This window comes from Actinomadura sp. ATCC 39365 (genome assembly GCF_054392275.1).
In genome coordinates this window covers 5,996,416-6,014,906 of sequence record NZ_CP184335.1, presented here as the reverse complement: position 1 = coordinate 6,014,906, position 18,491 = coordinate 5,996,416, and the positions used below count along the sequence as shown (strand labels likewise).

Sequence of the window (18,491 nt, the reverse complement as noted above, 5' to 3'; positions counted from 1 at the left end):
CAGCCGGCCAGTGGGTGATCTGCTTCCGGCTCAAGGGCGGCGCCGTCATCGTGGTGCCACTACCTGAGGTGGCCATGGCGTTGCTGCGGCCGCTGGTGACCAGCCACAAAGCTGGGCGACCTGCTGCTGCAGCGCGCCGACGGCCGCAGCTTCGACCGCTGGCGGCAGCAGACCGCGCCGCGCCGCCCGTACCGCTGACTTGGATGTGGCGAAGCCGACTCCGCACATCCTCCGCGCCCCCGCCGCCATCCTCCCGCTCGCCATGGGCGTCCCGGTGGAGAAGGTCCAGGCACTGCTGGGACACACCTCCCCCGTCACCGCGCAGCGCTACGACCGGCCGCGGTCGTAGCCGGACGAGCACGCCGTGCACCGGCTCACCGAGCTGCTCACCCGGCAAACGTGGCCCCCTCGGTCAGGTGATCCCCGCACCGCGGCGACCATCCGCGCCGCTCGACGGCGCAGCTCGAGCTGTCTACGAGTGGGCGCGACCTGGCCGGACCGGGGACCTCGGAAGATCGCTTCCCGCGTCAGGAGCGATCGTTTCCGAACCGGACCGGGGCGATGGCGGCGGGCGGCCTCGAGGAGGCCATCAGGGCCCGGCCCTTGCTTTCGACGTTCCAGCGGTCGGCGAAGTGCAGGCCGGTACGAGGCGCTTCGTGCGACCATGATCCCTGTGATTTGGGGGACGGCGTACCGCTTGATGCTGATAGCGGCTGCCATGGTTGGCCTGTTCTATACCTGGATAGGGCTGGGCAGCCCGCTGAACCCGCTCGTGCTCTTCACCGTGCAGAGCAATCTGCTGCTCATCGGGTTCTACTTCTGGAAAGTGGTCGGCAGATGGCGCCCCTCTGCTGAGCTCAAGGGAGCTGTGACGCTCTACATCGTGATCACTGGGCTGGTCTGGCACTTTCTACGCATGCGTGGAGCGAGTCCCTTTGAACACGTCTCCCTGCACGGCTACGGTCTGGGCAACTTCCTCCTCCACTATGTGACGCCCGTCATGGCTGTGATCGACTGGCTGTTCCTCGACCGGAGCGCTCCTCGGCCAAGATGGGCGGCCGCTGTCCGATGGCTGGTCTACCCGATGGCATATCTAGCCTTCGCCCTGGTCAGAGGCGCCCTACTGCCCCCAGACGCGTGGAAGCGGTATCCCTATCCCTTTCTGGATGTGGACAAGTTCGGGTACGACGGGGTGGCGCTCATGGCGCTGGCGCTGGCCGTGTGCTTCGTACTGCTCGGAGACGGGTTGATCGCCCTGCGCAGCCTGGCCGATCACGTCAGTCGTAGGCTCGCGGCCTTCACCCCTTCGGCTCCCGCCGACACCGCGGACCCTGCTGCTCCAGCGAGGCGCTGAGACCATGGGATTCGCACTTCACCCGCGTCACGCGCAGGCGTGAGCCGGCCCGTGCCCTCGATGAGTGATTTGCGGAGTCGGCTACTATAAGTCACGTTGTTCCACCTCAGGCTGAGGGGCCCGCGACGTCACCACCAGTGACGGAGCCAGTGGAGCGGCCCGGCGAGTTCCTCCACGCCGGGCGAGCGGGCCCCGTGGATCTTTCCCTTTCAGGACACCTCCTCTGGGCTCGTGTGCTCATCCGATCAGAGATGTCAAAGGAAAGAACCTTGGCCCGCTTCGACACCATCGTCGCTCTTCGCCTGGCGAAGGCGCTGCTCACCTTCACCGTCGGCGGCTTCGCGCTGCTCGTCGTGTTCGGCAACCTCACCGACTACGGCACGAACTTCGAGTTCGTCCGGCACGTGCTGGCCATGGACGCGCAGAAGCCCGAGCTCGCCGCGGTCAGCCAGATCAACTACCGCGCCATCCCGTGGACGTGGGCGCACCACGTCGCCTACCTCGGCGTCATCCTCACCGAGGCGGTCATCATGGTGACCTGCCTGGTGTCGGCCTGGCAGCAGGTCAGGGCCGTCGGCCGCGACGACGCCGCCTTCCAGCGGTCCAAGCGATGGGGCGTCGTCGGCTGCACGGTCGCCCTGCTGCTGTGGTTCTTCGGCTTCCAGGCCATCGGCGGCGAATGGTTCGGCATGTGGATGAACGGCACCTGGAACGGCATCCCCGACGCGGTACGGCTGTGCACGTACATCGGGATCGTGCTGATCTTCCTCAGCCTCCGCAACGACACCCGCGAGAGCGCCTGAGCGGACCGGCGGCCTCCATAACCACGTGGACAACGCGTCAAACGCGTCCTCGGCCGTCAGCAGCCGGTGGCCGAGGTCGACCAGTCCGGCCATCTGCTCGGCGAGCACCGCCTCGATGAGATCCAGCCGGGTGGGGAAATGCCGATGGAGCGTCCCGCTGGCCACCCCCGCCCGCCGGGCGATCTCGTCGAGGGAGGCGTCGACGCCGGACTCGGCGAACGCGATTCGCGCCTGCTCGACCAACTGCGCGTAGTTGCGCCGGGCGTCCGCGCGCATCGGACGCCCCTCGCGGGATCGTGGCCTGTCGGCACCGTCACCCGTCTTTGCTGACCGGGGACACTACGACGACGTCCTCACCCGCCGACCCGACGGCTGGAGGATCAGCCACCGCAGGGTGACCGCCAGGCGGACGGCGCTCGCCGAGCAGGACGCCGGCCCGCGTGCGGTGCTGGAGCGCTGGCGCCGAGCCGCCGTCACACAGTCCGCCGACGACCTGCGGGACGTCTACGCACTCGACGCGGTCCACGAGTTCCCGTTCACCGGCCCGGGTCTGCCGTCCCGGCTCGCGGGCCGGGACGAGATCGTGAACTGGATCACCGCGGGCTGGCAGCGCCACCCGCTGAAGTACGAGCGCTACCGCACCCTGGCCATCCATGACACCGACGATCCGGGAACGATCGTCGTCGAGCAGGAAGCCGTCGGGACCAGCGCGACCACCGGGGAGTTCGCGCTGCCCAACCTCCTCGTGCTCACCGTTCACCATGGGCGGATCACCCGTCTGCGCGACTACGTCAACCTCCCGGCAGCCGCAGCCGCGATGGGCGGGGAGAGCTGAACGCGGCTTGTCCGGATGAACCCGGAGCTCAGCGCATCCGGGACGATGTGAAGGAGCCCCGGCCGGAGGTCCGGCCGGGGCTCGCTGTCCCTGGTTCCGACGGCTAGTCCGACGGCTAGAGCGTGATGCTCCAGGTGTCCAGGAAGCCGGTGTCACCGGCGTAGACGTCCCTGATGTCGAGCGTCCAGGTGCCGGCGGCCTGCTGGCTGACCGGGACCGAGAAGGTCCTGGTGCCGTACTGCGTGCAGCTGGTGCCACCGTAGGCGTCGACCAGGTAGTAGGTGCCGTTCGGGCCGCGGAGCCGGATGTTCAGGTCCTCGGCGCAGGTGTGGCTGATCGTGATGGACAACTTGACCGGGGAGATCGCGGTGCCCGTCGCGGTGGACGTGATCGGGCTCCGGGCGGTGGAGTAGTCCCTGATCTGGTAGTCGGTGTTGTTGGTGAACGTGCGGCCGGGGTTGCCGGTGCCGACCGTGAGCGTGTAGGTCGCGGTGTGCGTGGTGGAGCCGGTGCCGGTCACGGTGATCGGGTAGGTGCCCTGGGCCGTGGAGGCGCCGACGGACAGGGTCAGCGTGGAGGAGTTGCCGGAGGTCACCGAGGCCGGGTTGAAGCTGGCGGTGGTGCCGCTCGGCAGGCCGGAGGCGGTCAGGTTGACGGTCTGGGCGCTGCCCGAGGTCGTCTGGGTGTTGACCGTGGTCGTCGTGGTGGCGCCGGGCTGGACACTGCCGGAGGCCGGGTTGAGCGTGAGGGAGAAGTCCGGGCCGGAAGTGCCGCAGGCCGGCTCGCCGGAGGCGGCGGCGACGCTGACGGCGCTCCAGGCGGCCTTGGTGCTGTTGCACTCGGCGCTGTTGGCGCCGTACAGCTCGATGGCCGCGGCCACGGAGGCGGCGCGGATGTTGGCGTAGCGCCAGGAGGACGTCTTGCGGTTGAGGGCGCCCATGTAGATCTTGCCGGCCTTCTGGACGCTGACGCCGGTCACCGACGACGGTCCGCCGGAGCAGATCGGGCTGGAGGGCTTGCCGCCGCCGGGGTTGTTGCCCTCGGCCAGCAGGTAGAACCAGTGGTTGAGCGGCCCGGCCGCCGAGTGCACCTCGGTGTTGGGGATGGAGGAGGAGTAGCAGTTGGGGTCACCCAGGGCGCTGGGGTTGTACATGTTGCGGATCGGGCCCTGGCCGACCAGGTCGACCTCCTCGCCCACCAGGTAGTCCGGCGGGTCGTTGGGGTTGTTGGCGTAGGCCTCGGTCAGCGCGCCGAAGATGTCGCCGGTGCCCTCGTTGATGCCGCCGTTCTCGTTGCCGGAGCCGGCGCCGCCGGGGGTGGTCTGGAAGATGGCGTGGCCGAACTCGTGGGCCACGACGTCGATGGGGGTGGCCTGCTGGGTGTTGGCCTGGTTGTGGCCGAAGTTGGTGTAGCTGCCGTTCCAGTAGGCGTTGACGTCGCTGAGGCCGACGCGGGCGGGGAAGCCTCTGCCGCTGCCGTCGATGCCGCTGCGGTTCAGCCAGTCGCGCAGCATGTCCCATTCGCGCTGGACGCTGTAGAGGGCGTCCACGCAGGCGGTCTCCAGGTTGGTGCCCGAGCCGTTGCCCCAGGCGTCGTCGGTGCCGGTGTAGGCCGAGCCGCCCTGGCCGCCGCACTGGATGCCGGGCCGGGTGGTGTCGGTCATGGAGTAGGAGCTGCCGGAACCGCTGGTGTTGATGGTGACCTGGCCGTAGTAGAAGCCGTTGCCGCTGCCCTCGCGGACCAGGTCCACCGCGTCGGCGACGGCGCCGGTGCGGGCGTCGACGTAGACGTTCTGCACGCTGGGCTTGCCGTCGGCCAGGCCGGAGACCTTGACCTCCCAGGCCAGCCTGGGCGTCTCGCCGCGGGCGAGCACGACCAGGCGGGGGGCGGTGCTGTCGTCGGTGCGGGACAGGCGGGCCTTGGCGGCGGCGGTGGCCTTGGCGGCGCTGACGGTGGCCTTGGTGGCGATGTCGGCGGAGGTGGGGCCGGTGGCCGAGACGGTGTCGCGGACGTGTCCCGCGGCGTCGGTCACCACGACGGCGTCGCCGCCGACCATGGGCAGGCCCTTGTAGGTGCGCTCGTAGGCGACGTAGAACATGTCGCCGGCGCCGGGGGTGACCGCTCGGCGGTTGTAGGCCTCGTCGGGGCCTCTGCTGAGGTTGTCGAGCTGGCTGGAGACCGCCTTGTCGGCGACCGCCGCGGCGAGCGAGGCGGGGTCTGCCGCGGCTCGCGTGGAGCTGCCGGGGTCTTGTGCGGGGGTGGCTCCGGGCGGGGCGGCGCTGGCGGGGAGCGTCAGGGTCGCGGCCGTGGCCAGGCCGGCGACCGCCGCGAGTAAGGCTTTGGGTTTCACGCTGTGGTGCTCCTTTCGGCGGGCTCCCTTCGGGCCGTTGCCGCCTTTGGGCGTGCGCGGGTCACCACGCGGTCAGGGGTGTCCTGGATCGCGCGGAGGTGAAGGGGGTCGGGGGGTGATAAAGGGTGACGGATACAGCAAGTGGACCGTTTCGCCTTGTTGCCGCCAGACGCTAAGCGTTGGTTGACTGCTCGAAAATACGTATGTTCATCGGTAGGCATACCGACATTTCTGTTACCGCTGGTCACACCCCTCCACATGCGGAAAACGGCCGTAATGCCCGACAATCGGGCAGGGAAAGTCCGGCATTCCGGGCCCGTGGAAGGTGGTATCGGTCGGCGGCGACCGGCTCAGCGACGCCCGTTAGAGGCGGCGACGTCACCGCTATTCGGCGGGACCGGAACCTGCCTCAGCGCGTCCCCCTACGTCCCCGCAACCTTCGTCTAACCGGCACCGGACGGAAACCTCACGCCCAGGATGCATTCGGCACGGCTGCGGTGTTCACGACGGTTCCGGGTCGAGACAGCTTCCGCTCTCATGGACCTGGTCCTTCGGCGGGGGCTCGACGGACACGTCGTTCCCCCAGTCGGTGAAGTCGATCTCGGTCACGGCGCTCCTGGGCACACCCTCCTCGGCCGAGGGGGTGGCCGTGACGAGACGGACCCGGCGGGGAAGCCGGTCCGGCCCGACCCACAACTGCCACGAGACCCGTATCGAACGGGACTGCTCCCGCAGTTGTGCCGCCATGACGGGGTCGTCGCCGCTCTGGTCCGGGATGCTGAACTCGGTCTGCGCGGCGCTGCCGGAATGGACGACGGTGGTGACCGCGTCGATGACCCCGGCGGAGGAGGGCGCGGGCGCCGCGAGCTGCTCCAGCACCTTGGGTGACAGGACCGCGCGTGCGTCGAGCGCTCCGGCGGCGCGCGCCGCCATCCCGCACTCGGGGCTGCTGTGGTGCAGCCAGGTCTTGCCGGCGGGAACGTCCCTCCGGTCGGCTCGCTGCTCGTAGGTGCCGGAGTCGCCGATCGAGATCGCCCTGGTCGTCATGGAGGACAGATCATCCGGGATGACGTTCTTCAGGTCCTCGGGGATGTTGGTCCGGTGGAAGGTCGTGGTCAGATCGGAGGCGGCCGCACCGAGGCGCAGGATCCCGGTGGTCCGGCTCTCGCTGTATTCGCCGATGTTGACCGGCACGATGTCGTCGTCCTCCGCCGGAGGGGTGGGTATCGCCTCGCCGTAGTCCAGCCGGACGACCTTGGTGACCTTGACTCCGGCTCCGTCCTTCGCCTGCTGGGCCACCGCCTCGGCGGGCGTCCGGGCCGCCGCCGCGTCCTGTCCGCCGCATCCGGCCGTCAGGGTGAGCACGAGCAGGGTCGGCGCGATCCTCGGTAAGGGCACCCGGTGATCATAATGGCGACGGGCGCGAACCCGCCCTTCAGGATCGTGTGCGGCCAGGCAACCTGATCGCGCCGGCACCGCGTCAGTAGGTGTGTGCCAGACAGGAAGCTCTTTCACAACTTCGTGGCCTCGCGGTCCGACCGGTTACTGCGGATGGCGTACCTGCTGACCCGCGACTGGGGAACGGCCGAGGACCTGCTCCAGGAATGCCTGGCCAAGGCGTGGTTCGCCTGGCCGCGCATCGAGGAGCCCGAGGCGTACGTGCGGCGGGTGCTCGTGACGACCTACACCTCGTGGTGGCGGCGCCGATGGCGGGGCGAGGTGCCGAGCGGCGCGCTGCCCGACAAGGGGGTGGCCGATGCCGAGCGGACCGGGCGGGAGGAGCTGTGGGACGCGGTGGGAAGGCTGCCCGCCAAGCAGCGCGCGGTGATCGTGCTGCGGTTCTACGAGGACCTGTCGGTGCAGGAGGTGGCCAGGATCCTCGGCTGCCATGACGGCACGGTCAAGAGCCAGACCGCCAAGGCGCTGGCCAAGCTGCGCGTGGACGAGTCGATCGTGAAGGAGTACCGATGAGCGTGCAGGACCTGCGTGAGATGTTGCGGGAGCGAGCCGAGGGGCCCGCGCCCGCGACCCCGGACCGCCACGAGCTCATCCGCCGCCGCGTGCGCCGCACCTGGCGGCGCAGGGGCCTGGCGTCCGCCGCCGCGACGGTGGCCGCGGGCGCGGTCGTGCTCTCCCTGCTCCTCCCTGGGGGTGCCGTGACGCGGCACGAGCCGGCGACCTCGGCCGACGCCGTCGCCCCGGCCCGCGAGCTGCCGGAACGGTTCACCGCCGACGACGGCACCGCCTACCGGCGGCTGGCGACGGCGACGGTCAGGACGGAGGGCACACGGAAGGCGTCGGTCACCATCCCGGTCACCGGCAGGCCGCTGGACGTGGCCGCGCGGTGCGACGGCTCGTTCGGCGCCACGGCGCCGAGGATCTCCGTGGCGGGTGGCGCCTCCGGGGCCTCCCCGTCCTTCTCCCCCTGTCTGAAGGGCATGGAGCTGGTCCCGTTGCTGGTGCCCGCCGGGGCCGGCCCGGTCACGGTGACGTTCGACACGACCACCAGGGGCGGAGGGTGTACGCGGCAGGAGAAGGGGGCGCCGTGCGTGACCCCGAAGCCCGTCAAGGCGGTCTGGAGCCTGGCCGTCTACGAATGGACCCCTCCCGCGCGGCCGGTCGATCCCGAACCGCTCAAGGCCTTCCCCGGACGGCTGACGAGCTGGGAGCTGGCCGGCGCGACGCAGGACCGGATCTGGCCACGGGACAGGACGGACACGGTCACGGTCCGGGGCGACGGCGGCAAGATCGGCATCGAGGCGCTCTGCACCGGTGACCTGGCCAGGCGGATGTGGTTCACGTACCGGGTCGAGGGCGGCGACGAGATGACGGCCACCTGCGGCCAGTGGAAGAGCGGCCCGTACCCGATGGCGATGACCGAACTCGCCGTGCCGAAGGGCAAGCGGGTCACCGTCACCGTCCGGGCGGGCATCTGGGGCCAGGACACCAATCGCCCGGTCCGCTGGGCCATGGCCGTCTACCGCAAGCGCACCTGATCGCCGCCAGGTCCGCACCGCACCGCAGCCGCCCAGGACGGCCGGCAGCAAGACGGCGACGAAGGCCGTCGAGATCTTCACCATGTGCCCCTCCTCGGTCGGGCGGGCCCGCCTTCGGCCTCGCTCGGCCGGCCGTGGTGCGGGGCGGGCGCGTCGCCGAAGAGGTCCTCGTGCATCAGGTACGACGCAGACGAACTCTCTGCCCCCAGGTCAACCCGGCGACTGCGACGGGCCGAGATTGTTGAAGAAGCACGCGTCGGAGATCTCGGTCAGATGCCCGAGTTTGTCCTTCGTCACCGCCTGCCGATACGTGTCGACATCGTCGGCGCGAAGCGCCTTGAGTGCCTTCTTGGCGGTGTCGACGTCGTTCTGGAGCGCGGCCTTGAGCGCCGGGCGGACCGCCTTGGCCAGATTGGCCTGCTGCAGGTCGACGATCTCGTTGAGGAGGTTCTCGGTCGGCGGAAGCGGCACCGTGCCGCTGACCGGGACCAGGGTCCACTTCTCCATGACGTCGGTCTGGTTCTCGCACCCCGGCGGCATCCCCTCGCCCTTCTCGCCGGACTGCTCGGCGGCGGACGCCGTCCGCTCCGCCGCGCCGGACGAGCCTGCCTGCGGGGTCTGACCGCCACCTCTCGAGGTGGCCACGACGACGACGACCGCGGCGATCGCCACGACGAGCCCGGCGCCGCCCGCGATGAGCAGCTTGCGGTTCCGCGGCCCGCCGGGGCCGAGCCGTGACGGGTCTTGGAAGACGGGCGTCTGCTCCAGCAACGTGGGCCGCGGCGGAGGCGGGACGTTCTCGGTGCGGGCCGACGCGCCGGCCGGGGCGAACGGCGACGCCGGCACACGAGGCTGCCCGAGGGCGTCGATCATGGCCAGGGCCTGGGCGGCGGTGGGACGGTTGGCCGGGGCCTTGTCCAGCAGCCGGGTGATCAGCGTCCCGAGCCCGCCGGCGTCGCGGGGCACGGGCGCCTCCCCCAGCAGCACAGCGGTGAGCGTCTCCGTCGGGGTGTCCCGGTGGAACGGGGACACCCCCTCCAACGCCTGGTACAGCGTCACGCCGAGCGAGTACAGGTCGCCCGCGCCGCCGCTGTCCACGCCGTTGAACCGTTCCGGCGCGATGTACTCCAGCGAGCCCATCAGCCCGCCGCTCTTGGTGAGGGCGGTGTCGCCCTGTTGCACGGCGATGCCGAAGTCGGTGAGGAGCACGCGGCCGTCCCGGGCGATCAGCACGTTCGCCGGTTTCACGTCCCGGTGCACGATGCCGGACGCGTGTGCCGTGCTCAGCGCCTCCAGCAGCCCCTTGGCGGCCGACGTGACGGCGGCGGGGGCCATGGGGCCGTCACGGGCGATCAGATCGGCGAGGGTGCCGCCGTCGACGAGTTCCATGACGATCCACGGCGCCTGATCCTCGATCACCACGTCGTGGACGGTGACGATGTGCGGATGCGAGCGCAGCCGGGCGGCGTTGCGCGCCTCACGCTCGGCGCGGCGCAGCCGCTGCGCGTGCTCCTCGTCGGAGGTGGCCGACGGGAGCCAGACCTCCTTCACCGCCACGGACACGTCGAGGGACTCGTCGTGAGCCTTCCAGACGCGTCCGAAGCCCCCGCCTCCCAGAACGGACTCCAGCCGGTACCGTCCGCCGATCACACGTCCTGGTTGCGTCTGCGCGGCCACCATGCTCCCTCGTCGATGATCAAGTTGTGGCAGCCTATCCATGCGTGCTCGCGCGTATCTGCCGAATGTCCAGACTCGTGATCCATATGCGCGCTCCCGGAGCGGCAGGGTGCCCGCGGGGACGGGTGCCCGCGGGCGCTGGCTATCCTGTGGCAGGTCGAGCCGGGCACGGCTCCCCCACCACGAGCCCACCGGAAGGCGACGACCCACCGTGACAGCCCCCCAGCGCCGGAGCGCCTGGCCAGCCACGACGGTGGCGGCGCACGCGGTCCCGGCCCTCCTGACGGTGATCATCCTGGCGGGCGCCCGGCACCTGGGCGCGGCCTGGTGGCAGGTCCTCGCCGCGGCGGGCGCCGCCGTCCTGCTCCATGCGGGAGCGGTGGTGGCCACTCGACGGCCGTGGACGGGGTACGCGATCGGCGCGCTGGCCATGCTCGTCCTGGTGCTGACGCCCTTCCCGGGATGGTCGCTGACCTTGCTGCCCTCGGCGGTGTGCTTCCCCCTGGCGTTGTGGCGGCTGACCGGCCTGGTCCCGGTCAGGTCCTCGGTGCCGGCGCTGGCGGTCGCCGCGCTCGGGATCGTCCTGACCGAGCTGGTGGGGTGGGCCCGGCTGCCCGCCGACCCCGTGTGGAGCCGCCTGGTCGAGGGCGGGCTGCTGATGCTCGTGGTCGGCGGTGTGTGGCTCGCGGCCCTGCTGGTACGGCGCAGGCGGGAGGCCGCCCGACGGGCCGAGGGCGAACGGCTGGCCGCGGCGATCGCCGACGAACGGGCCGGCATCCGCCGCGACCTGCACGACGTGATCGCCCACACGGTCACCGTCATGGTCGCGCGGATCGAGGCCGCGGCGGTGACGACGTCGGATGCGGCGACCCGGCGCGAACTCGGCGACATCGCCGAGACCGGCCGGGACGCCCACCAGGGTCTGCGCGCGATGCTGGCCACCCTGGGCCCGGCCAGCGGGCGCGCGACCACGGTGGCGCCGGGCACCGGTTCCCGGTCCGGTCAGGTCCCGATCTCGCTCGACGTCCTGCCCGACCTCGTCGCCTCGGCGGCGAGCCCGCTGCACGCGGTGACCTTCGCCGAGGCGGGCGAGCGACGGCCGCTGAGCCTCAGTGCCGAGGTCGCGGCGGTCCGGACCGTGCAGGAGGGCATCACCAACGCGCTGCGCCACCTCGAACCGCCGGTCGCGGTGAGCGTCGACCTGCGCTGGAGCCCGGCCGAGATGGTGGTGGAGGTCCGCGACGACGGCGGCAGCGCGCTTCGCGGCACCGGCGGCCAGGGGACCGGCTTGATGGGGATCGAGGAACGGGTGCGTACCGCGGGCGGCACACTGTCGATCGACGACGGGGACGACGGATGGGTGCTGCGGGCGCGGCTGCCCACGAAGGAGGGGGCATGAGCGCGATCCGGGTCATGCTCGTCGACGACCAGGAGCTGCTGCGCGCCTCGCTGCGCACGGTGCTGTCGGCCGACGAACGTATCGAGGTCACCCACGACGTCGCCGACGGCGGCGCGGCGGTCGAGGTCGTCCGGCGGCACCGCCTCGACGTGGTGCTGATGGACATCCGCATGCCGCGCATGGACGGCGTCGCCGCCACGGCGGAGATCGTGCGGATCGCTCCGGCGACCCGGGTGCTCATGCTAACGACGTTCGACGACGACGAACTGGTCGTGGCGGCCGTCCGGGCCGGCGCCAGCGGCTATCTGACCAAGGACGTCCGGCCCGCCGCCCTGGCCCAGGCGGTGTGCGACGTCGCGTCCGGCACGTCGGCGCTGGCCCCGGGGGTGGCCGCGACGATCCTCGATCTCGTCCGGCAGACGCCGGTGCGCAGGACGGCGGCCCTGGACGGCCTCACCCCACGCGAGGTCGAGATCTTCGGCCTGCTCGCCCGCGGCAGGTCCAACGCCGAGATCCGCGCGGAGCTGGTGCTGAGCGAGAACACGGTGAAGTCGCACGTCCGGGCCGTCCTGCAGAAGCTGGGCCTGCGCGACCGCGTGCACGCGGTGATCCACGCCTACGAGAACGGGCTCGTGGGCCGCGACGATCTGCCCGCCTGAGATCCCGTCCCCAGGGGTGCTGGAGGCGGTCGCGTTCGGTCGCCGACTCCGGTGCTTCCGCCGTGCCGGGAGGAAGCGCGTCCAGCCCACCGGCGCGGCCCTGACGGAACGTACCGGCGGGTAGGGGCGGGACGGCGGCCGCGCGGTGTCAGGGCCGGTATCCGATGTGGCGCAACAGATTCCGCAGCCGTTGCTCGATCTGTACGGCGGTCACATCGTCGGCATGCTGGAGCAGGACGGATCCGATCGAGCTGGCCAGGACGTCCTGGATGACGCCCGGGTCGGTGCCCGCCGGAAGATGACCGGCCTCGACGGCCTGCTGCGCGACGTGGGCCACGGCGTTGAGCCGTGGCCGCAGGTAGCGCTCGGTGTAGGCGGCCACCAGCTTCGGGTGGTCGACCGAGGCGCCGATGACGCGGGCCATCAGCGCGCGGAAGCGGGGACGGCTGAGAAGCTCGGCGACGGACGAGATCAGCTCGTCGATCGACTGCCCGGCGGGGGCGGCGTCCATGTCAGGGGCACGGGCGTGCTCCAGGGCGGCCATCAGGAGGTCCTCCTTGACTCGCCAGCGCCGGTAGACGGTCAGTTTCGCCACCCCGGCGCGTTGGGCGACCGCTTCCATGCTGGTACCCGCCGCGCCGCGTTCGATCAGCAGGTCCAGCGCCGCGTCGAGGATGGCGGCGTCATTCTCCGGATCGCGTGGACGGCCGTGGCGTTCTACGCCGGCCACAGCACCTGGTTCAGCCATGCGGTCAGTCTGTCGGGTGCCGGATGGTCACGCCAACCGATGTGCCCGTCGGGGCGGATCAGCGTCACGTCGGGCGAGCCGGGCTCGACCGGCGTGAGCGCGACGATCAGGTCGGCGCCCAGTTGCGCCGCGGCGGCCTCGGCGTGGCGGGCGGCGACGTGCTGATCAGCGGCGAGCACGACCCAGCGTCCGCCGACGGCGGCGTGCAGGGTGGTGCTGCCGCCGTCGGGACGCCGGCAGGTGAGGTCGGGCATCCGGTCGCCGGGACGCAGTCCGGGCATCCACCGGTGGACGGCCGAGGCCAGCGGTCCGCCTCGGTAGCTGATGCCGAGCTGGGAGGCGGCCAGCCACAGCCGGCGCTGCACCGCGGGCAGCCGGACGACCGGCAGGACGACGTTGTCGCGCAGCAGGCGTTTCCAGGGGGCGTGCGGCAACATGATGTCCACGGCGGTGCTGGTGGCGCGCAGGACCTTGCGGGCCAGCGGCCGTCGTTCGCCTTCGTAGGTGTCGAGCAGCCGCTGGTCGGCGCGGCCGCGGGCGACCAGCACCAGCTTCCAGGCCAGGTTCTCCGCGTCGCCCAGCCCGGTGTTCTGTCCCTGGCCGCCGGTGGGGCTCTGGATGTGCGCCGCGTCGCCGGCCAGGAGGATCCGGCCGCGCCGGTAGGCGTCGGCCAGCCGGCGGTGGATGCGGAACTCCGAGGCCCAGCGGACGTCCGTGACCGTGTCGAGGCCGATCCCGCTGCGGCGGGAGAACTCGCCCAGCACCCGGTCGCCGATCTCGCGTTCGGACAGCTGGTCGGGCAGCTGCGGCGGTGGTTCGGTGAACACCCGCCAGGTGTCGTCGGGCAGCGCGGTGACCGACAACATGTGACCGGCCTCCATCCAGGTCGTGCTGCCGTTCCTGTCCAGCGGCCACTGGGCCCGCACGTCGACCATCAGCAGGCGTTCGAGGAGCTTGCGGCCGGGGAAGCCGATGCCGGCGAGCTTGCGTACGGTGCTGTGCGCGCCGTCACAGCCGATCAGCCAGTCGCTCTCGATGCGGCGCTCGGCGCCGTCGGCCGTCTGGACGGTGGCGGTGACGCCGGTGTCGTCCTGCCGGGCCGCGGCCAGCCGGGTGTCCCACTCCACATGGCCGCCCAGTTCGGCCAGACGTTGCCGCAGCGCGCCCTCGACCTCGGCCTGCGAGATCAGCAGGGTCTGTTTCGGCTGGTCGGCGACGGCTTGGCCGACGTGAAGGCGCAGCACGGTGCGCGTGCCCTCGTTGTAGGACATGTTGAGCGAGGACCGGGAGCGCTGGGGCAGGTCGCCGAGCGCGCCGATACGTTCCAGGACCTCGATGCCGCGTGGTTGCAGGCCGAGGGCGCGGGAGGTGGTGGCGGGGGCGGAGGCGGCGTCGATGACGCGGACGGGGATGTCGTGTAACGCCAGGTGGACGGCCAGGGCCAGCCCGGTCGGGCCGGCGCCCGCGATGAGTACGGTGTCAGTCACTTAGTAAACGATACGGTACCGATTACTAAGTCCGGAAGGGGGCCACGGGTAGGAAACTGTGGTGGGGAACCACGGGGGCGACCACTGCGGGGAGCTCCCCTTACGCTCGCCGGCCGGTACCCGGCCCTCGTCACGGGCACCGGCCAAGGGCTCGATTACGGAAGGTCCCCCGCATCGTCGACGATGCCGACGGACACCCGGGCCCTGGAGGTGATCACTTCGCCCTCGGGCAACCCGCTGTAGTACGGGTCGGGCGACTTGGCGCCGCCGACGTAGATTCGGCGTGCCCCGAGCAGGTCGAAGGTGTTCGGGTCGATGATGACTTCCTGGCGGACCCCGTCGTCGTCGCGCGTGTAGATCGCCACGCCCTGTCGGCCCAGCAGGTCGCGCACCGTCTCCACGCCGACGTCGTCCAGCCGGGAGAGGACGGTGTAGAGGGCGGCCCGCAGGCGAGCCGCCGGTGCGCCTTCCTCCAGGATGCTCAGGATCTGATGGGACACCGCCCGCGCCTGCGGCAGATCGATCTCACTCGTGTCCTTCCTCAGGCGTTCGGCCAGGGCGGACGGCTCCAGCGGGAGCGAGCGCAGATAGGCGGGGTCGAACCGCAGACGGGGATCCGCGCCGCCTCGGCGGCGCTTGATCGTGTCGCTGTTCTCGTCCCGCATGGCCCTTTCCTCGCCGTCCCCCCGCGTCCATCTCTCGACGGTCTCCCGCGAGCGGGTCCGGCCTGCGCCGGCCGGTGGCGCGGTGGCTTTGGCCATCAGCCTGGGCGAGGTGTAGCTGTCCCATTTGACGTAGACCCACTGGTCGGCTCGCGGGTAGACGTCCGGCCGGCCGGCCGCCGCCGCCGTCGCGTGCCTGGCCAGGGTCTCCGCGTTCGCCACCGGCAGCCATGCCGGGGCGCCGGTGGCCTCCGTCCCCCGGCCATCCGTGCCGAGGCTCTGCACCACCGTGACGCCTGCCGCGATCGTGGCGCCGAACGCGCCCACGGCCGCCACGCGCAGCACCATGCGCCGGACCCGGCGGGCCGGCGGCTCCGGAGCCAGCGCGGCCATCATCCGCCGCCGGGCGTGACGCAGATCGCCCGCTTCGCTCTGCCGCACCTCGGACCGCAGGTCGCGGACCATGTCCAGATCGTTCATCAGACCTCCTCGATCACGTCGGTGGGGTTGCTGCCGCCCAGTGCGTGGGCGATCTTGCGGCGGGCGCGGGACAGCCGGGACCGCACGGTGCCGACGGGCACGTTCAGTGCCTGCGCCGTCTCCTCGTAGCTGAGGTCGCCCCAGGAGACCAGCAGCAGGACGTCGCGCTCGCCCTTGCCCAGCCCGGCCAGCGCGGCCGCCAGCGGTCTGCGGGTCTCCGAGGCGGAGACGCGGGCGACCACCCGCTCGTCGAAGGCGACCGCCACGGGGTCCTCCCCGGTTCGGGCCAGCGCGCGATATCCGCGGATCTCCGCCCTTCGATGGGTGCCGATGATGTTCGTGGCGATGCCGTACAGCCACGGCAGGGCGTCCTGGCGATCCAGGGCGTACTTGTGCCGCTTCTCGAACGCCCTGGTGAACGTCTCGGCCACCACGTCCTCGGCCTGATCGGGACCGAGACGCCGGACGACGTAGCGATGCAGGACGGCGGCGTGCCGCTCGAACAACTCGGCGAAACGCTCCGGCTCGATCAGCGACGCTTCGATGACCGCCGAGTCCTGCGCGGGCGCTTCGAGGGCTGTCGAGACCGTGGGCTGGACCGGTGCTGACACGTCCGCCCGAAGCGGCGCTCGCGCGTCCGCCGGAGGACCTGCCAGGACGGGTTCATCGTGTGGAAGGGATGTCACGACGGTACTTATCCGCATGCGGGAGAAAGGTTCCATCCAGGATCTCGTCGGGACCGCCGGCCCGGATGACGGGGTGCGGTCACTGCTGCCGGTGGATCAGGTCGCCACCCAGCCGGGTGAGCTGGTGGATGACCATGTTGGCGTGCCGGGTGCTGGTGATGAGCCCGGCCCGCTGCAGCACCTGGGCGTGCGCGCTGGCCGACGACAGCGAGGCGCCGGTCCTGCGGGCGAGTTCGCTGGTGGTGCAGCCGGTGGTGGCGGCGATGCAGCGCAGGACGCGGGCCCGGGTGGCGCCGAGCAGGTCGGGCAGCGCGTCGTCGGGTTCGGGTTCGGGGGCGGGCGTCTCGTGGCCGAAGGCGACCTGGCAGTACCGCTCGCTCAGCCGGGCCAGGCCGCGGACGGAGCGCCGGTTGCCGCGGGCCAGGTCGTCCAGCGTCGCGGGCACGGGCACGTGCGGGCGCAACCGGTCGACCTCGTGCCGCACCCGCGCCGACGGGGTGTCGGCCAGGACGTCCAGGCCCGCCGGAACCCGCTCATCGACTCGTACGGGGTCAGGAAGTCGGGGAAGTACGCCTTGATCGGCACCAGCGGCACCAGCCGCTCCCGCACCGGCTTGAGCAACCCCGCGTCGGCCAGGTCCGTGCGGGCCTGCCGCCGCCAGCCGGACAGCGCCCTCGCCCCGCCTGGACGTTGCAGGATGTGCAGGCTGAGCGCCATTTCCCACATCATGTCCACCCGGCCGGCGATACGCACGCGGGCCAGGTCCTCGCCGGTGAAGATGATCCGCAAGGTCCCCTTGATCATGATCGCATCCTCGGCCGCCAAGCTCACAGACAGATCAAAACCTGATCGACGGTGGCCGTTGACCCGCCGGGCGGCGACGGGGCCGGACGGCCGTACGCTCGGCCCGCTGCGGCAGGACTCCGCCGGGCCTCTGCCGCTCGGGAGAAACACGCATCGGACTGACGAGAGGTGACGGCATGACCAGGACAACGCTCGAACTGGCCACGATCGGGCTGCTGACCGCAACCGGACTCGCCCTGGCCGCCGGCCCGGCAGCCGCCAAGGAGGACTACTGGCCGGGCACCGGCGGCTGAACGCCGAGCCGGGTTCCCGGCCTGGAGCTTCGAGCAGGGCCAGGCGCCGCCTGACGGCCCGCCGATTTGTGCGAACTATCACATTGATCATGAGTCGCGTGTAGCAGAAGTGAGCCAGTGGTACTCAAGATCACAACACTGGGCAACCGAAGGGATCTTCGTGCGAGCACGCAAGCTGGCGACCCTCCTGGCGGGCGCGGCCCTGACCGCCGCGACCACGCTGGCGGCGACCGCCGCCCCGGCCGGCGCGGCCGGCCCCTGCGGCAGCGGCTACACCCGGGTCGGCGTCTACAACATCGGCATCGAGAAGTACGGGTACCGTACCGGCATCCTGGAGGTGTACTACAGCTCCGGCACCGGCAAGAACTGCGCACTCACCTATGGCGACGGCCCCTACGCCAACACCACGAGCTGGAAGGGCGTCGTGATCTCCAGGGGCGACGGCAGCGGCAAGGACAGCGACGCCGGAAACTACCAGTACTACGCCGGCCCCGTGTACGTCTCCGCGGCCGGGCAGTGCATCGACGTCGAGGGCATCTCACCGTCGTGGACGAGCGTCAAGCTCGACAACGTGCACTGCGGCTGAGACCGTCCCGACCGGCTGAGCCCGTACCCCAGGGTCGAGGGCACTGGCGTACATCACGGGCTCCGACGGCTCAGTGCGTCATCACTGACGTCCGCGTCGATGACGCACTGAGCGTCGAACCGCACGACCGGGAGCCCGCCCCTGCGGCGGGCCTCCTCGTCGCGCCGGCTGCACGGCGAGTCAGTCCAGCGACGTCTCACCGACCGCCGCGAGCAGCAGAACGGGGAACTCCGGATCGGCCTGACCGACGGCGAGCGCGACCCATCGGTCGGCGTCCGGGCGCCGCCAGACCAGCATCGTGTCGGTGAGCTGGCCGAGCTCGTCCAGCGGCGCGGGTGCCGGGTCCTCGGTCTCCGCACGGCGCCAGAGATCGACCACCCGGGGAGCGCCCCAGCGCCTGGTCAGGGCGGTCACCAGTTCCTGGAGGGCGGCGTCGATCTCCGCCTGGGCCGCCTCGACGACCTCCTCGCCGCGGTCGTCCCAGAAGTCCCGGCTGGCCACCAGATAGCACACGTGGTGGTCCGGCCCGCTGGAACGATATCCCTCCCACACGTCCGGCGACGCACTCTCCCGTTCCTCCGTCTGCGGGAAAGGGCGGGCCAGAAGGGCGTCCAGGGCGGCGAGTCGATCTTGCAGAGCCATCCCACGAGGATAGAAGCCGGCGCCCGTCCC

18 protein-coding genes and 2 pseudogenes are annotated in these 18,491 nt (G+C 71.3%); 9 read left to right on the top strand and 11 right to left on the bottom strand.

What is annotated here, in order from left to right:
• Window positions 1-187 precede the first annotated feature (187 nt).
• The 3 genes and pseudogenes from ACNF49_RS29345 to ACNF49_RS29335 form a co-directional block, all read left to right on the top strand.
• Window positions 188-349: pseudogene (locus ACNF49_RS29345) on the top strand (tyrosine-type recombinase/integrase); the annotation flags it as partial.
• Between the two features lie 315 nt (window positions 350-664).
• Complete coding sequence (locus ACNF49_RS29340) at window positions 665-1,354, top strand: Pr6Pr family membrane protein (RefSeq protein ID WP_482939480.1); 690 nt, start codon at window positions 665-667, stop codon at window positions 1,352-1,354.
• A gap of 269 nt (window positions 1,355-1,623) precedes the next feature.
• Window positions 1,624-2,157, top strand: coding sequence for a DUF2165 family protein (locus ACNF49_RS29335; protein ID WP_482939479.1), 534 nt, complete (start codon window positions 1,624-1,626; stop codon window positions 2,155-2,157).
• 165 nt (window positions 2,158-2,322) lie between these two features.
• Here ACNF49_RS29335 and ACNF49_RS29330 read toward each other — a convergent pair.
• Window positions 2,323-2,433, bottom strand: a pseudogene (locus ACNF49_RS29330) (TetR/AcrR family transcriptional regulator); the annotation flags it as partial.
• Between the two features lie 118 nt (window positions 2,434-2,551).
• Between ACNF49_RS29330 and ACNF49_RS29325 the strand changes: the two are divergent.
• Complete coding sequence (locus ACNF49_RS29325; protein ID WP_482939478.1) at window positions 2,552-2,992, top strand: nuclear transport factor 2 family protein; 441 nt, start codon at window positions 2,552-2,554, stop codon at window positions 2,990-2,992.
• Between the two features lie 115 nt (window positions 2,993-3,107).
• Here the strand turns inward: ACNF49_RS29325 and ACNF49_RS29320 are convergent, their stop codons facing one another.
• The gene (locus ACNF49_RS29320) at window positions 3,108-5,342 is read right to left on the bottom strand and encodes a M4 family metallopeptidase (protein ID WP_482939477.1); all 2,235 of its coding nucleotides are present in this window, start codon (window positions 5,340-5,342) and stop codon (window positions 3,108-3,110) included.
• 501 nt (window positions 5,343-5,843) lie between these two features.
• The gene (locus ACNF49_RS29315; protein WP_482939476.1) at window positions 5,844-6,740 is read right to left on the bottom strand and encodes a hypothetical protein; all 897 of its coding nucleotides are present in this window, start codon (window positions 6,738-6,740) and stop codon (window positions 5,844-5,846) included.
• A 93-nt stretch (window positions 6,741-6,833) separates the two neighbouring features.
• Between ACNF49_RS29315 and ACNF49_RS29310 the strand changes: the two genes are divergently transcribed.
• Both ACNF49_RS29310 and ACNF49_RS29305 read left to right on the top strand, forming a co-directional pair.
• The gene (locus tag ACNF49_RS29310; protein ID WP_498703172.1) at window positions 6,834-7,313 is read left to right on the top strand and encodes a SigE family RNA polymerase sigma factor; all 480 of its coding nucleotides are present in this window, start codon (window positions 6,834-6,836) and stop codon (window positions 7,311-7,313) included.
• On the top strand, window positions 7,310-8,338 hold the full coding sequence (locus ACNF49_RS29305) for a hypothetical protein (RefSeq protein WP_482939474.1): 1,029 nt from the start codon (window positions 7,310-7,312) through the stop codon (window positions 8,336-8,338). The genes ACNF49_RS29310 and ACNF49_RS29305 overlap by 4 nt, the downstream gene beginning before the upstream one ends.
• 210 nt (window positions 8,339-8,548) lie before the next feature.
• Here ACNF49_RS29305 and ACNF49_RS29300 read toward each other — a convergent pair whose 3' ends face one another.
• On the bottom strand, window positions 8,549-10,018 hold the full coding sequence (locus ACNF49_RS29300) for a serine/threonine-protein kinase (protein WP_482939472.1): 1,470 nt from the start codon (window positions 10,016-10,018) through the stop codon (window positions 8,549-8,551).
• A 208-nt stretch (window positions 10,019-10,226) separates the two neighbouring features.
• Between ACNF49_RS29300 and ACNF49_RS29295 the strand changes: the two genes are divergently transcribed.
• Both ACNF49_RS29295 and ACNF49_RS29290 read left to right on the top strand, forming a co-directional pair.
• Window positions 10,227-11,414 (top strand): sensor histidine kinase, encoded by a 1,188-nt coding sequence (locus ACNF49_RS29295; RefSeq protein WP_482939471.1) that lies wholly within the window; start codon window positions 10,227-10,229, stop codon window positions 11,412-11,414.
• On the top strand, window positions 11,411-12,073 hold the full coding sequence (locus ACNF49_RS29290; protein ID WP_357986597.1) for a response regulator: 663 nt from the start codon (window positions 11,411-11,413) through the stop codon (window positions 12,071-12,073). The genes ACNF49_RS29295 and ACNF49_RS29290 overlap by 4 nt, the downstream gene beginning before the upstream one ends.
• A 148-nt stretch (window positions 12,074-12,221) precedes the next feature.
• On the opposite strand, the gene ACNF49_RS29285 is transcribed toward ACNF49_RS29290, so the two are convergent.
• From ACNF49_RS29285 to ACNF49_RS29260, 6 genes are all read right to left on the bottom strand, one after another.
• The gene (locus ACNF49_RS29285; RefSeq protein WP_357986599.1) at window positions 12,222-12,821 is read right to left on the bottom strand and encodes a TetR/AcrR family transcriptional regulator; all 600 of its coding nucleotides are present in this window, start codon (window positions 12,819-12,821) and stop codon (window positions 12,222-12,224) included.
• A complete protein-coding gene (locus tag ACNF49_RS29280) occupies window positions 12,791-14,308 on the bottom strand; it encodes an FAD-dependent monooxygenase (protein ID WP_482939470.1) in 1,518 nt (505 codons plus the stop codon). Before ACNF49_RS29280 ends, ACNF49_RS29285 begins: the two co-directional genes overlap by 31 nt.
• A gap of 155 nt (window positions 14,309-14,463) precedes the next feature.
• The gene (locus ACNF49_RS29275) at window positions 14,464-15,450 is read right to left on the bottom strand and encodes a CU044_5270 family protein (protein WP_482939469.1); all 987 of its coding nucleotides are present in this window, start codon (window positions 15,448-15,450) and stop codon (window positions 14,464-14,466) included.
• Complete coding sequence (locus ACNF49_RS29270) at window positions 15,450-16,061, bottom strand: RNA polymerase sigma factor (RefSeq protein WP_482939468.1); 612 nt, start codon at window positions 16,059-16,061, stop codon at window positions 15,450-15,452. Before ACNF49_RS29270 ends, ACNF49_RS29275 begins: the two co-directional genes overlap by 1 nt.
• A 154-nt stretch (window positions 16,062-16,215) precedes the next feature.
• Window positions 16,216-16,581 carry a helix-turn-helix domain-containing protein gene (locus tag ACNF49_RS29265; protein WP_482939467.1) on the bottom strand — a complete coding sequence of 122 codons (366 nt, stop codon included), beginning with the start codon at window positions 16,579-16,581 and terminating at the stop codon, window positions 16,216-16,218.
• Window positions 16,515-16,940 (bottom strand): hypothetical protein, encoded by a 426-nt coding sequence (locus ACNF49_RS29260; RefSeq protein ID WP_482939466.1) that lies wholly within the window; start codon window positions 16,938-16,940, stop codon window positions 16,515-16,517. The genes ACNF49_RS29265 and ACNF49_RS29260 overlap by 67 nt, the downstream gene beginning before the upstream one ends.
• Window positions 16,941-17,393: 453 nt before the next feature.
• On the opposite strand from ACNF49_RS29260, the gene ACNF49_RS29255 reads away from it, so the two are divergent.
• Window positions 17,394-17,819, top strand: coding sequence for a spore-associated protein A (locus ACNF49_RS29255; protein ID WP_357986612.1), 426 nt, complete (start codon window positions 17,394-17,396; stop codon window positions 17,817-17,819).
• 180 nt (window positions 17,820-17,999) lie between these two features.
• On the opposite strand, the gene ACNF49_RS29250 is transcribed toward ACNF49_RS29255, so the two are convergent.
• On the bottom strand, window positions 18,000-18,461 hold the full coding sequence (locus tag ACNF49_RS29250) for a hypothetical protein (protein ID WP_482939465.1): 462 nt from the start codon (window positions 18,459-18,461) through the stop codon (window positions 18,000-18,002).
• Window positions 18,462-18,491: the final 30 nt, after the last annotated feature.

Bases quoted from the DNA above. Each gene is read 5' to 3' on its own strand.
- ACNF49_RS29260 (WP_482939466.1), bottom strand. From the start codon at position 16,940: ATGATCAAGGGGACCTTGCGGATCATCTTCACCGGCGAGGACCTGGCC.
- ACNF49_RS29340 (WP_482939480.1), top strand. From the start codon at position 665: ATGATCCCTGTGATTTGGGGGACGGCGTACCGCTTGATGCTGATAGCG.
- ACNF49_RS29290 (WP_357986597.1), top strand. From the start codon at position 11,411: ATGAGCGCGATCCGGGTCATGCTCGTCGACGACCAGGAGCTGCTGCGC.
- ACNF49_RS29300 (WP_482939472.1), bottom strand. From the start codon at position 10,018: ATGGTGGCCGCGCAGACGCAACCAGGACGTGTGATCGGCGGACGGTAC.
- ACNF49_RS29250 (WP_482939465.1), bottom strand. From the start codon at position 18,461: ATGGCTCTGCAAGATCGACTCGCCGCCCTGGACGCCCTTCTGGCCCGC.
- ACNF49_RS29285 (WP_357986599.1), bottom strand. From the start codon at position 12,821: ATGGCTGAACCAGGTGCTGTGGCCGGCGTAGAACGCCACGGCCGTCCA.
- ACNF49_RS29275 (WP_482939469.1), bottom strand. From the start codon at position 15,450: ATGAACGATCTGGACATGGTCCGCGACCTGCGGTCCGAGGTGCGGCAG.
- ACNF49_RS29305 (WP_482939474.1), top strand. From the start codon at position 7,310: ATGAGCGTGCAGGACCTGCGTGAGATGTTGCGGGAGCGAGCCGAGGGG.